Genomic DNA, 15,144 nt, shown 5'->3' with positions numbered 1-15,144 from the left:
TTAAATGTTAAAATTTAAAAATTTACAACGTTTGAGTAGTACTCAAATGCTTTTCAACTGTATTATACTAAAACCCCACCAAAAACAATTCGTAATGAATTCAAATTCTGAAATAAAAAGTCTTTTAGAAAAGTTTGTTTTAAACCAATGTACACCCGAACAAATAAACGAGGTCGTGGCTTATTACAAAAAAAATCAGCTTACAGATGATTTTCCAACTGTAGAAGATATTCAACAACTTCTTGGCGAAATGCCAAAAATGGATCAAAAGACTGCCGATGCTATTTTTATGAATATCCTTTCAGCTTCAAAAGAAGAAGAAACTGTGATTGAAATGCCTGAAAGAAAATCAAATTTCAGAAAATATATTTCAATTGCAGCCTCAATTGTGGTTTTACTTGGAATTGGCTTTTTCTATAAACAAAGCCTTGCTGATAAACCGGCTGAAAAAGAATTCGATTTCAAAAGTTCTGACATTGTACTTCAATTAGAAAATGGTGAAACCCAAATTTTATCTGAACACAATTCTGCTCAGGTAAAAGACGAAAAAGGAAACATTATTGGAAATCAAAACGGAGATAAAATCGTTTATGAGAATAGTTCAAATCCTGAAAAACTGGTTTACAATACACTTAAAATTCCGTACGGAAAAAAATTCCGCCTTCAGCTTTCAGACGGAACATTTGTACACTTAAACTCAGGAACAACTTTAAAATATCCGGTAAAGTTTATTGCTGGCGAAAACAGACAGGTTTATCTGGATGGAGAAGCTTATTTTGATGTTGCAAAAGATAAAAAACACCCTTTTATTGTAAATGCCGATGAGTTAAATGTACGTGTTTTAGGAACGCATTTTAATGTGTCAAACTATCCCGAAGATGCTTCTACAGATGTTGTTTTAGTTGAAGGATCAGTTGGAATGTATAAGGCAGATGAAGAATTTGATGCTTTAAAAAACACGATTTTAAAACCGGGTTTTAAAGGAACTTTCAATAAAGGAAATGCTGCAATTTCGACCAAAGCGGTTATCACAGATATTTATACTTCATGGATAAACGGCGGACTTACTTTTAGAAATATGACTTTTAAAAACATTATTACCAAGCTTGAAAGACGCTATAATGTTACAATTGTAAACAAAAACGAAAAACTGGCCAATGAAAAATTCAATGCAAGTTTTGGAGACGAATCTATTGATAAAGTGATGAGTTATTTCAACGACATTCACGGTATTAATTACACGATAAAAAACGATCAAATACTAATTAAATAACCACTAAAACCAATACAATATATGATGAAATAACATTACGGGAATAAAAAAATCGGAAAGAGCTGCGAACAATTTCCGATTAACTAAGTGATTGAATATAACGAATTAACTACAATCAATTAACAAAATTATGAAAAAAAAATCTAAGAATAATGGGTTTCTATACTCATTGTTCCAAAATGACCTAAAATTGAAACTAACTACTCTACTTCTTTTGGTCGCCATGTTTAATATTAGAGGGAATACTTATGCCCAAAAAACAAAAGTTACTCTTGAACTAAACAATTCAACAATCGAAAAGGTTATTGAGACCATTGAACAAAAAACTGACTTTAGATTTATTTACAAATTGAACGATATCGACTTAGATCGTACGGTTTCGATTTCTGTAAAAGATCAGTCTATATATGTCGTTTTAGACAAACTTTTTAAAGGAACGCTGACTGAATTTAAAATCAGGGATACTCAAATTATCCTCAAAAAACCGGAACTTAAAACTGAAGTTATTAAGTTTCAAAAACAAACCGTTACCGGAATTATTACCGATGAAAATGGTCTGCCTTTACCCGGCGCTTCTGTTATCGAAGAAGGAACAAAAAACGGAATGGTAACTGATTTTGACGGAAAATACAAACTTACTGTAGAAAGCAGCCAATCGGTTATTATTGTCTCTTTTGTGGGGTACAAAGAGAAAAAAGTAACGGCTAATCAAACGGTAATAAACATTCAGCTTTTTCCAGACGCTACAGATTTACAGGAAATTGTTGTTGTAGGTTACGGTACAGCTGCTAAAAAAGATGTAACGGGAGCGGTTTCTTCAATCGCTGCAAAAGACATGAATCAGGGTGCCATTGTAAATCCTCTGCAATTAATTTCTGGTAAAGCAGCCGGGGTTAATATTACGCAAATAGGCAGTGAACCGGGTTCTGGACCAAGTGTTCGTATTCGCGGTATTTCGTCTTTAATTGGGGGAAACGATCCTTTGGTGGTTGTAGATGGAATTCAGGGAAATATGGATTTGCTAAACCAGGTTCCGCCAAGTGAAATTGAAAGCATAGATGTTTTAAAAGATGCTTCGGCTACTGCTGTTTATGGATCAAGAGGAGCACCTGGAGTTATCATTGTTACAACTAAGAAAAACAAAGCAGGAAAAACTACAATAGAATATACTGGTTCTACATCTGTAGATTTTATCCCGAAAAAACTAGACATGCTTAATGCTGACCAATGGTGGCAGACTGCTCAAAGTGTAGGCGTTCCGGCATCTTCTAATCACGGTTCAAACACGAATTGGTATGGTCTTTTGACTGAAACCGGAATTACACAGACTCATACTTTGTCTTTTGGAGGCGGAACTGATAAATTTAATTACAGAGCTTCTATAACGGCTATTATGCAGGATGGTGTTGTAATTAATTCGAGTAACCAAAAATACATTGGACGCATTCAGGCGACACAATTGGCTTTAAATGATAAATTAAAACTAACCTTTAATTTAAACAGCGGTGTAAATAATATCACAAGCAGCATTGGAAGTATCGGAACAGTTGCTTATACATCAAACTTAATTACAAATGCGTTATTAGCAAGACCAACAGATCCTGTTTATAATACTGATGGAACGTATTTTACAGATCCAACTGTGTTTCATTATTTAAATCCTTATGCAGCTGCGCAAGAAGTAACAAATGAAAGACAAGAAGATAATTTATTTGGAAGCTTAAAAGCTGATTTGGATTTAGGAAAAGGTTTTTCAGCAAACTGGTTTGGAAGCTGGAGAAAAACAAACTATACAGCAGGTTATTATATGCCGGCAGAATCAACAGATTTTAATGCAGTTGAACAGCATGGTTTTGCCAATATAGATAATAAGAAACAAAACGAAAAATTAACCAATTTAAGTCTTACCTATAAAAAAACTTTCGGAATCCACAGCTTTAATGCTTTGGCTTTATACGAATGGCAAAGTCAGACTTATCAGGGAAATTATACACAGGCTAGAGGTTTTATAAGTGACGAAGCTACTTACAATGCGCTTCAGTTTGGCGATTTGTCTAAAGTAAGAACCGGAGATATCAGATCTTATAAAAATGACAGATCATTGGTTTCTTATTTAGGAAGATTAAACTACTCTTTATTAGATCGTTATTTACTTACAGCAAGTATCAGACGTGATGGTTCATCTGTATTTGGCACCAATAACAAATGGGGGAATTTCCCTTCTGTATCTGTGGCATGGCAGATTAACAAAGAGCCTTTTATGATGAATCAGACTTTATTCAGCGAATTAAAACTACGTGCAGGTTATGGTGAAACTGGTAATCAGCAGGGTCTTTATCCGCAGACTTCACTGCCGTTAGTAGACAGTGCCGGAAATATTTATTTTGGAGGATCTATTATTACAAATTTTGGTATTTCTCAAAATGCAAATGCTGATTTGAAATGGGAAACTAAAAAACAAACCAATATTGGACTTGATTTTGCTCTTTTAGATAATCGATTAAGAGGAAGCATCGATGTTTACGATTCGAGAACAGATAATCTTCTATTCGATTATACTGTACCTCAGCCTCCTTATCCGTACAATAAAATCAAAGCCAATGTAGGAAGCATTTCAAACAAAGGTTTAGAAGCAGCTCTTGCTTATGATGTTATTAGAACAGATAACAGCACACTGACATTAGCAGGAAATGTATCTTTTATGAAAAATGAAGTGCTTAATTTAAGCGGCAGTATTAACGGTATTCCTTTAAATACAAACTTCGTAAACTGGGGAGCGCCAAATTCTTTATTAGTACAGGGAAAACCAATTGGTTCCTTCTATATTTTAGAAAGTACCGGTACAAATGAAAATGGTGTCGAAACCGTAAAAGACCGCGATGGAGACGGTAAAATCGATCAGGGAGCTACAAGTCCGGATCGTTACTATGCAGGTTCTGCTCTCCCAACTTACACTTTTGCATTTAACCCATCTTACAGATACAAAAATTTTGATGCATCTATGTTAGTAAGAGGTTCCGGAGGAAATAAAATTTACAACAATCTTAACCAAAGATTGAGCATGCTGGAAAATACAGGTAGTTCAAACGTATTAGCCAGTGCTGTTGACAGAGGAATATTTTCTTCTCCTTATGGATCTGATGCATGGTTAGAAGACGGTTCATTCATTCGTTTAGAAAACGTAACTGCAGGATATACTTTCCGTTTTACTGATAAATATGTAGACTCAGTTCGACTTTCGCTTACTGGAAACAACTTACTGTTAATTACAGATTACACAGGTGTTGATCCTGAATTAAATATAAGCGGTAGCGGCGACCCTAATGATAATTTTGGAGGCGATAAAGGAATTTATCCTCGTACCAGAAGTGTTGCATTTGGTTTGACTGTAAAATTTAAATAGTAAAAGAGATGAAAATTAAAAATATAGTAGCAGCAGGAAGCGTATGTTTCCTAACACTTTTCAGCTGTACAGATATCAACGAAAATATATACGACAAATATCAGCCGGACAGTTTTTATGGAACACCGGAAGGAGCTAATATTGCTCTTGCGAGTGTTTATGCCGAAATTCCGGGAGACTTTGAACGTAAAGGCGTACCTGGTGTAGGTTATGCCGGAGCAGATAACGGCTGGTACGACATGAACTGTATGTCATCAGATGAGCAGGTAATTCCGCATAGAAATGACGGAAACTGGCAGCAGGATTTTGCGCGTTTGCACAAACACGAATGGCTGCCTTCTGAATTCATTATCAACAATACCTGGAACTGGTTATACAAATCTGTTTTCAATGCCAATTTAGCTGTCGAGCTATTAGAAAAATCAAATGCCGATCCTTCAAAAATTGCCGAAGCTAAAGTATTACGAGCTTTCTTTTATTATTTATTGATTGATGATTTTGGTAATGTACCTTTTTACACGGACAACAATATTACCGTTGATAAAATTCCACAGGCAAGCCGTAAGGAAGTTTTTGATTTTATAGTTAAAGAACTAACAGATAACGTAGAATTACTTTCGGTAACAAAAGGCGGTAATTATTATGGAAGATTCAACAAATGGGCAGGTTATACTTTATTAGCAAAAGTATATTTGAATGCTGAAGTATATACCGGAGAAGCAAAATGGACTGAATGTTTAGCGGCCTGCAACAAAGTGAGCGAAGGCGGTTTTACGCTGCATTCAGGTGAGGCAAACGATGCCAGTCCATTAAAGAATAAATATTATGAGTTATTTGGAGATGTGCTTCCAGATGATGAAACTATTCTTCCTATTTATGCTACGCTTGACGTTGTTTCTCGTAATGTTTATGCAGTTCGAAGTGTATACGGTCCGCAGGGTACAAATATGTTTGGATTAAGCGGCTGGAACGGAACTATTGTCCCAAAAGATTTCTACTTAAAATATGCAGCAAATGATATCCGAAGAAACCAATTTTTGGTTGGAGAACAGCCGGGAGGATTCAATTATACACTTGAGGTTGCTTCATTAGACAATCCGGGAGCTGCTCCTCAGGCGGGAGTTCGTAACGTTAAATTTTATCCTGCAGGGGTTAAAAGCGGTGGCGGCGCTTCAAATGATTTTCCTATTTATAGATATGCTGATGTAATTTTAATGATGGCTGAATGTAATGCGCGTTTAGGAAATCCTGCCGCTGCAAAACCTTTTATAGACCAAATCAGACAACGTGCAGGTTTAGACGCTCTAGACCACAATCCTACTCTTGATGATATCTACAACGAAAGAGGATTTGAATTAAACTGGGAAGGCCACAGAAGACAAGACATGATTCGTTTTGACAAATTTTTATTAGCAAACGAGTTTAGACCAGCATCTCCTGCTTACCGAAAATTGTTCCCAATTCCAACATCTGCTTTAGATGCTAATCGCGGACTTAAACAAAACCCAGGTTACTAAAAACAAAACTATCATGAAAAAATATATCAATAAATTATTCTTACTGGGAAGCCTGCTTTTTTTAGCAGCTTCCTGTGAAAGTGAAGGCGTAGTAACGACACTCCAATCTGTAAGTTTTCCTTCTGCAATTGAAGTATCATCGACTTCAATAGTTCTTAAAGAAGATACTTCAGATGATGCTGCCTTACTGGTGTCCTGGCCAAAAGTTACGTTTCCAATTGCAGCACCGGTTACTTATGCCGTACAATTTGATTTAACTACAGATATTAAAGGAAGTGAAGCATGGCTGCATGCCAAACGAATTGTTGTAGGCGAAGATGTTTTAAGCAAATCATTTACCGGAGCAGAATTAAATAAAATTGCCACCGATTTAGGTCTTAAAACAGATGTTTCGGGAGAATTAGTAATTCGTGTAGAAGCGGCTATGGATCATAAAGTGTACTCTGCTCCTATTACCATAAATGTTACTCCTTACCTGAAAACTGTTGTTATGGGCGAAATTTATATGCCGGGAAGTTATCAGGGAGAATGGGATGTAGAAACAGCCGCAACATTGAATGAAATTCAATTGGGAGTGTATCAAGGATATATGACTCTTGCACCAGACAGAGATCCTATTTTTAAATTTAATAAAGCCAGAAACTGGGCTCAATTCTACGGTGCGGGTAATACAAATTTTGATTTGAAAAACATGAGCGATGCCAACTTTGTACTTCCGGGAGCAGGCTCTTATCAAATAAAAGTAAATTTAAATACTTTAAAATGGAGCTCAACGCCTTATTCATGGGGAATTGTTGGAACTTCTCAAGCCGGAGGTTGGGACAACAGTACACCTATGAGTTACGACCATCAAACTAAAACATGGAAAATTACTGCCAATTTAGTAACAGGAGCATTAAAATTTAGACTAAACAATAGTTGGACTATCAATTATGGACCAGCAGATCCTTCAACAAACACAATTAACCTGGATAATGGAGGTGCTTATGACATCCCAGAAGCGGGAGTTTACGAAGTAACTTTCAAAATTGATGAAGTAGATCCTTTAAGCAATGGTTACCCAAAAACTGCAACTTGTACGATAGTTAAAAAATAATCTAACATTGTAATATAGCTAGATTAGTTTGAGTGATACCTGCCTTTTTTGAGCGAAAGGCAGGCTATCTAAAAGTCTAAGCGATTACAAAAAAATCAAAAAAACATGAAATCAAATATAAAGATCGTTTATATACTGCTGCTGGCATTGGCTTTTATTTCCTGCAGTTCTTCTGATGACGATAACAAAACGCCGGATTCTCCTTATACACAATATGGAGCGCCATTTGAAAAAATGCCCAAAAAAGAAGACGCCATAATCTATCAGGTAAACATTCGTGCTTTTAGTCAGGCAGGAACATTAAAAGGAGTTCAGGAAAGACTTTCTCAAATTCAGGAACTTGGTGCAAATGTGATTTACTTAATGCCCATTTATCCTGTTGGAAAAGAAAAAGCATCTGGCGAATTAGGGTCTCCTTATGCTGTTAAAGATTATAAAGCCGTAAATCCAGATTTTGGAACTTTACAGGACCTTCAGGCTTTAGTTGAAGAAGCACACAAGAAAAATATAGCTGTAGTTTTAGACTGGGTTGCCAATCATACTGCATGGGACAATGCCTGGATTACACAGCATAAAGACTGGTATCAGCAGGATGCGAGCGGCAATATCATTATTCCGCCGGGAACAAATTACAATGACGTAGCGCAGTTAAATTTCAATAATACTGAAATGAAAGATGCTATGATCGATGCCATGTCGTATTGGGTTTATAATGCCAATATTGACGGTTTTAGATGCGATTATGCAGATTTTGTTCCGAACAATTTCTGGGCAGATGCCATTTCAAAGCTTCGAAAAATCAAGAAGAACCAGACTATTTTAATGCTGGCTGAAGGTTCAAAATACAACCATTTTGCATCAGGTTTTGATTATACGTTTGGATTCAATTTCTTCAGCACTCTGGAAAAACTTTTCAAAGAAAACAAATCAGCTGTAACTATTCAGGAATCTAATACAACTGAATATGCCAACAATTACAATCCAGAAAACAGAGTCGTACGATACACAAGTAATCATGACGTTAACCTTTCTGACGGAACGCCGTTAGAACTTTTTGGAGGCAGAAACGGATCTATCGCGACGTTTGTTGTTGCTGCGTATTTAAAATCGGTTCCAATGATTTATAACGGACAGGAAATTGGATACAATAAAAGATTAAATTATTTTGCTAAAACACCAATCGACTGGACTACTGCTGATAATGAAATGCTGGCTGAATACAAAAAAATCATCGCCTTTAGAAACACAAGCAAAGCCATTAAATCAGGAGAATACACAGGTTACAGCAGTGATGCCGTAAGTGCTTTTACTATGGAAAAAGACACTGAAAAAGTTTTTGTGCTTTCTAATTTAACCAGTTCTGCAGTAAAACATCTTATTCCAAATACTTTAAAAGGAAACTGGAAAGATGCATTTACCGGAGCGTCTGTAACTGTGGGTGCAGATATAAATTTACAGCCTTTTCAATACATAATATTGAAAAATTAATACCAATGCAGCTTCTAATAAAACTAGATTTGCACAAAACTAAATAACATGAATTTTCAATCCCAAAAATCATTGCTTCAAATGCGTTTGAGCAAAAAAACAGCGTTTTTATTTTTTATATTCCTAAGTACATTTTGGCTTCAGGCACAAGAAATAACTTCGCCAGACAAAAATCTTTCTCTAAAATTTGAATTAAAAGAAGGCGGCATTCCGTCTTACCAATTATCATACAAACAGAAACCGGTTATTAAACCAAGTTCTTTAGGTTTAGAACTTCAAAACAACGCTTCGTTTATGGATGGTTTTACCATTACAAACACAGCTCAGTCTTCTGTTGATGAAAATTGGAATCCGGTTTTAGGAGAAGAAAAAACAATTCGCAATCATTACAACGAATTGGTTGTCACTTTAGCTCAGGCAAAAAACAACAATAGATTTATCCGCATTCGTTTCCGTTTATTCAACGACGGATTGGGATTTAGATATGAATTTCCTAAACAAAATGACCTGAATTATTTTGTAATTAAAGAAGAGCGCACCGAATTTCAATTGGCAGGAAATCATAAAATTTTCTGGATTCCGGGAGATTATGATACCAACGAATACGCTTATACAACTTCGAAGATTTCAGAAATTCCTTCGCTGATGAAAAAAGCAACAATTGAAATCAATGCACAGCAGCCAATCAAAGAATTGTCTGTACAAACACCATCAATGATGAAATCTGATGACGGTTTATACATCAACATTCACGAAGCAGGATTAATCAATTATCCGGCAATGTACCTTGAAGTTGATGCCAAAACCAACAAAATGACAAGTCATTTGGCACCAGATGCCGTTGGTGCAAAAGGATATATGCAGACTGATACTCAAACGCCTTGGAGAACCATTGTAGTAAGCGATAAAGCAGCCGATATTTTAGCTTCAAAACTAATTTTAAACCTTAACGAACCAACAAGTTACAAAGATGTTTCATGGATTAAACCTGTGAAATACATTGGAATTTGGTGGGAATATTTCGTGGCAGGAAGAAGTACTTGGGCTTTTGGAAAAGAAAACAACGTAAAAATGACGGATGATTTCACCAAACTTACTCCAAACGGAAAACACGGAGCTACAACAGAACGCGCAAAAGAATACATTGATTTTGCTTCTAAAAATGGCTTTGATGCAATTCTTATTGAAGGCTGGAACATTGGCTGGGAAGACTGGATTGGCAACTGGAAAGAAGACGTTTTTGATTTCGTAACCGCATATCCAGATTTTGATGTAAAAGCAGTTCATGTTTATGCAGCTTCAAAAGGTGTAAAAATTATCATGCACCATGAAACTTCAGGATCGGCAACCAATTACGAACGTCGTTTGGATCGTGCTTTTCAATTTATGAACGATAACGGTTATGATGCCGTAAAAACAGGTTACGTAGGACAAATTATTCCTCGCGGCGAACATCATGACGGACAATGGATGGTAAATCATTACATCAATGTTGCCAAACGTGCTGCCGATTATAAAATTATGATTAACAGTCACGAAGCCGTTCGTCCAACGGGATTAAACCGTACTTTTCCAAACTGGATTGCTCAGGAATCAGCGCGCGGTACTGAGTTCGAATCTATGGGTGGATTAGCTCCGGATCATACTACAATTTTACCATTTACCCGTTTAATGGGAGGTCCAATGGATTATACGCCTGGAATTTTCCAGACCGATCTTTCGTATTACGGAACAGGAAGTTCACAACGAGTAAACACAACTTTAGTAAAACAATTGGCTTATTATGTAACCATGTACAGTCCGCTGCAAATGGCTGCTGATATTCCGGGGAATTATGAGCGTTTTCCTGATGCATTTCAGTTCATTAAAGACGTTGCTGTAGATTGGGACAACAGTTATATTCTGGAAGCTGAACCTGGAGATTATATTACAATTGCACGTAAAGCAAAAAGCAAAAACGAATGGTTTATTGGCGGAATTACAGATGAAAATGCCAGAACAGCAAACATTTCATTTGATTATTTACCTGCAGGAAAAAATTTCGTTGCCACTATTTATGCCGATGCTAAAGATGCCAATTGGAATCAGAATCCACAGAAGTATACCGTTACTAAAGTTATTGTAAACTCAAAAAGCAAACTGAAGCAATATTTAGCTCCGGGCGGTGGTGCTGCCATCAGCATTAAAGAAGGAACTGCTTCAGATTTAAAAGGATTGAAAAAGTTATAATTCTTCGTTGAGCATAATTATTTTAACACATAGAAACATAGATTTTGTAAACTCCAAAAAAAGACATTTCATTTATTTAAAACGCACATAGCCATCTATGTGTGAAGAAATTTGTTTCTTTTTCTGAACCCTTTTACATCATAATATCTATGTTTCTATGTGTTAGATAAAATCGTTATGCAGTATACTCAACGATTATAATTAGATTAAAATTTTACTACTTGAAAACTATTAACCACAAAATGTTTGTCGAATTTAAAAACAATGCGAGTGAGAATGAATTTTAGTTAAAAATGCCGACAAGCATTCAAAAAACTATTATTATGAAAATCAAAATTACCACTAGATTATTTCATATTACCAAAGCATTAATTTGCTTCCTACTATTATTTGCAAGTTCAGTGTATGCGCAGGATCCTCCGCAATACGGAACACCATTTGCAGGAGTACCAGACACTAGAGACATCAATATGTATCAGGTGCATATTCGTCCGTTTAGTGCCAGCGGAAATTTAGCCGGAGTAACTGCCAGATTAGACAATATAAAAGCACTTGGCACCAACGTAATTTATTTAATGCCCATTTTCCCACACGGCACCGATTCCCGAAGTTCGGCTTCGCCCTATTGTATCAAAGACTTTAAAGCCGTCGGTTCTGAATACGGTTCACTGGCTGATTTAAGAACTTTGGTTGATGGCGCTCACAGCCGCGGTATGGCCGTTATTTTAGATATTGCCATCAACGGAACATCATGGGATCACGGATGGACCGTTTCACATCCTGAATATTACAAACGAACGGGAACCACAATTCAGCAGTTAGGAAACTTCTCTGATATTGCTGCGCTGGATCTTAATAATTCAGCTACCCGAAATGCCATAAAAGACGCTATGCGTTACTGGATTTTTGCAGCAAATATTGACGGTTACCGCTGCGATTATGCCAACAATCCCCCTTTAGATTTTTGGTCAGAAGTCAATTCAAACCTTCGAAGTATATCTTCTCATAATTTATTAATGTTAGCCGAAGGAGACCGACAAGAAAACTTTCAGGTTGGTTTTGACATGAATTATGGAGACAGATGGTTTCACAGCGGTTTGTACGATATTGCCAATGGCGGACCTGTTTCTCAAAGACTCCAGGATCAGTCTACTTATGAATATGCTAAAGCAACCGGAAATCAGCAGATCGTTAGATACACAGGAAACCATGACACGTATACCAATGATGATGGCGTGCGAAGACCATTTGTTGTCTTTAAAAATCACAACGGAATTGTTGCTAACTTTTTAGTTTCAGCATATATGAAAGGTGTTCCTTTTTTAATGAGTGGACAGGAAATTGACTACGAACCCAAAACAGACTGGCCTTGGACAAACTTTAAATTCAACTGGTCTCAAAATCCAACTGCTGCTGCAGACTTCGCTAAAATCTTAAATTTCAGAACTGCCAGTGCAGCGATCAGACGAGGCGATTTAACGACGTATGCTAATGATGACATCAGCATTTTCACCAAAACATTAGGTTCAGAAAAAGTTATTGTAATGTCGAATTTGAGAAATGCATCAAAATCGTATGTTATTCCCGCAGCTTTGGCAGGAACTTATGTAAATCCGTATAACAATAATGCTTCAGTAACTTTAACAGCAGGTTCTACACGCAATTTTGCTGCTTTCGAATATTTGGTTTTAACCAATACAAATGCTCCGGCTGTAGCCGTTACAGGAGTTTCAGTTAGTCCGGCAACGGCAACTGTTGGTTTAGGGACAACACAGCAGTTAAATGCAGCAATTGCTCCTGCAAATGCCACAAATCAAAATGTAACCTGGACATCAAGCAATACAGCTGTAGCAACCGTAAATGCTTCTGGATTGGTTACGGCAGTTGCAGCAGGAACAGCAGCCATTACGGTTAAAACGGTCGATGGAAATAAAACAGCTACATCTGCTATAACTGTTGCTGCAATTCCGGTTTCTTCTGCAGCAGTTTCTCCAGCTTCTGCAAGTTTGTATGCCGGAAACACACAACAGCTTTCTGTGACAATTTCACCTGCAAATGCAACAAACAAAAATGTAACCTGGTCTTCAAGCAACAGTGCAGTTGCAACTGTAAATTCAAGCGGACTTGTAACAGCTGTTTCTGCTGGAACAGTAACAATTACAGCAACAACACAAGACGGAAACAAAACAGCGTCGGCAGCAATTACAGTAAATCCAAATACGAATTTTACAGTTTATTTCTATAAACCATCAAATTGGGGAACTGGAATTAAAATTTACTATTGGAATGCTTTACCAACAGGAGTTTTGGCAAATGCGACATGGCCGGGTGTAAACATGACCGATTCTGGAAATGGCTGGTACAGCTATACGTTCACAAATGTAAACTCAACAAACTTAATTTTTAACGACGGAACCAATCAAACTGCCGATTTAAGCCGAAATAAAACAGGCTGGTATATGAACAGCACTTGGTACGATTCTAATCCGGGAACGGGTATTGCGGTAACCAGCGTTAGTTTAAGTCCAAGTTCAGCATCATTAAATGCTGGCGGAACACAACAATTGACTCCAACGGTTCTTCCTGCAAATGCGACTAATAAATCAGTAACCTATAGTTCAAACAATACGGCTGTGGCAACCGTAAACAGTTCTGGTTTAATTACCGCGGTTGCAAATGGAACTGCAACAATTACCGTTTCAACAGTTGATGGAAACAAAACAAGTACTTGTATTGTAACGGTTTCAACTACTTCTGGAGGAGGAAATTATTATACCATAAAAAACAGATGGACGGGCGCTTATTTATCTGATGCCGGAACAAACACAGGTTACGGAACAACCGTTTCTGGTAATAATTATAAATGGCAGAAAATCGCAATCGATGCCACTTATTTTGTTCTAAAAAATGTTGCTACAGGAGAATTAATGAATATTGAAGGTCAAACCGGAAGCGTTCAATGCAACATAACCGATACTACTTTCTGGAGTGCACAATGGTCAAGCGATTATATAGATGGAACCTGGGTTCGTTTAAGAAACAGATGGCAGACAGGAAATATTATTCATGTTGAAAACCAGACAGGTTCTGCACAATACGGAAATTCGCAGGACGGCTGGTACAGCGCGCAATGGCAATTAGAACCAACAACTGTTGGAACAGGAAAATCGGCTTTAAAAATTGATGCTGTTTCAGAAACTGAACAAGTAATCAGTATTTATCCAAACCCATCTGTAAACAATGAATTTAATGTTGTATTACCAGAATTGGAAAGCGGAGACATGGCTTCAATTTCTGTTTCAGATATAAACGGAAGAACTGTTTTAACCGAAAGACTTTCTTCTTCAGGAAAAATCGATCATCGTTTGGCTTCGGGAATATATATTGTAAATATTGTTTCTAAAGAGTATAAAACAACTAAAAAACTAATCGTTAAATAATCTCATTTAGTTTAAAAATTAAAAGGCGTATGAAAAAATCATACGCCTTTTTGTTTTTTTTACTTTGCTTGTTCGCTATTGTTCGATTCGCTGCGAAAAAACTTAAAATGAATAATTTAGAGCAACGCCAAAATTGTTATCTAATGTTATCTCATTTTTTATAACAGCAGGTTTAAACGCCAGTTTTTCATCTACATTAAATTGCGATAAAGCGGCATCTATATTGGCGTCAATAATATTTAGGACATAAAAACCAACCATAAATAAAGCCGATAAATCCCGGTTTCTTTGAAATCCTTTTTGAGCAGTAATTAATCTGCTGTTATCTAATCTAGCTAAACTTGGTGTTTCACTTGGATTTCCTGCTAATCTGTTTTTATATTCGTTTCGATACAAATTATATTTCTTTTGATTGTCAATATACAAATAAGTACTTGTTCCAATTGCTCCATAAACTAATGGAACTTTCCAGTATTTTTTATTGTAAACTTGTCCTAATCCCGGCAGGATTGCCGAATAAAACGATGCTTTTGCCGGACGAAGCGGATCAATAGCTTCTAAAGTAAGAGTGTCTTTTGATATGATTTTAGTCTTTTCCTGAGCAAAAATTGAAGTTAATCCAAAAAATAAGAATAGAAGAATGAGTTGATTCTGCATATAAAGCTGGCTTTGAAAATTTTGCTCAAAGAAAACTTTTT

General features: G+C 36.5%; 8 protein-coding genes. 7 read left to right on the top strand and 1 reads right to left on the bottom strand.

Annotated elements, in window-relative coordinates; genetic code table 11:
* Positions 1-94: 94 nt before the first annotated feature.
* From FJOH_RS06320 to FJOH_RS26195, 7 genes are all read left to right on the top strand, one after another.
* A complete protein-coding gene (locus FJOH_RS06320; protein ID WP_012023296.1) occupies positions 95-1,273 on the top strand; it encodes a FecR family protein in 1,179 nt (392 codons plus the stop codon).
* Positions 1,274-1,463: 190 nt separating this feature from the next.
* A complete protein-coding gene (locus tag FJOH_RS06315; RefSeq protein WP_235023001.1) occupies positions 1,464-4,676 on the top strand; it encodes a TonB-dependent receptor in 3,213 nt (1,070 codons plus the stop codon).
* A gap of 8 nt (positions 4,677-4,684) precedes the next feature.
* Positions 4,685-6,193 (top strand): RagB/SusD family nutrient uptake outer membrane protein, encoded by a 1,509-nt coding sequence (locus FJOH_RS06310; RefSeq protein ID WP_012023294.1) that lies wholly within the window; start codon positions 4,685-4,687, stop codon positions 6,191-6,193.
* A gap of 13 nt (positions 6,194-6,206) precedes the next feature.
* Entirely contained in the window at positions 6,207-7,289 is a 1,083-nt protein-coding gene (locus tag FJOH_RS06305; RefSeq protein ID WP_012023293.1) for a SusE domain-containing protein, read from the top strand.
* Between the two features lie 105 nt (positions 7,290-7,394).
* The gene (locus tag FJOH_RS06300) at positions 7,395-8,777 is read left to right on the top strand and encodes an alpha-amylase family glycosyl hydrolase (protein WP_012023292.1); all 1,383 of its coding nucleotides are present in this window, start codon (positions 7,395-7,397) and stop codon (positions 8,775-8,777) included.
* Between the two features lie 81 nt (positions 8,778-8,858).
* Complete coding sequence (locus FJOH_RS06295; RefSeq protein ID WP_012023291.1) at positions 8,859-11,006, top strand: glycoside hydrolase family 97 protein; 2,148 nt, start codon at positions 8,859-8,861, stop codon at positions 11,004-11,006.
* Between the two features lie 323 nt (positions 11,007-11,329).
* Positions 11,330-14,446: an Ig-like domain-containing protein gene (locus tag FJOH_RS26195; protein ID WP_012023290.1), complete on the top strand. Its 3,117-nt coding sequence runs from the start codon at positions 11,330-11,332 to the stop codon at positions 14,444-14,446.
* 102 nt (positions 14,447-14,548) lie between these two features.
* On the opposite strand, the gene FJOH_RS06275 is transcribed toward FJOH_RS26195, so the two are convergent.
* Positions 14,549-15,103 carry a DUF5683 domain-containing protein gene (locus tag FJOH_RS06275; RefSeq protein WP_012023289.1) on the bottom strand — a complete coding sequence of 185 codons (555 nt, stop codon included), beginning with the start codon at positions 15,101-15,103 and terminating at the stop codon, positions 14,549-14,551.
* Positions 15,104-15,144 lie beyond the last annotated feature (41 nt).

The organism is Flavobacterium johnsoniae UW101, assembly GCF_000016645.1.
GTDB classification, from domain to species: domain Bacteria; phylum Bacteroidota; class Bacteroidia; order Flavobacteriales; family Flavobacteriaceae; genus Flavobacterium; species Flavobacterium johnsoniae.
This window is presented reverse-complemented; position numbering and strand designations above follow the sequence as displayed.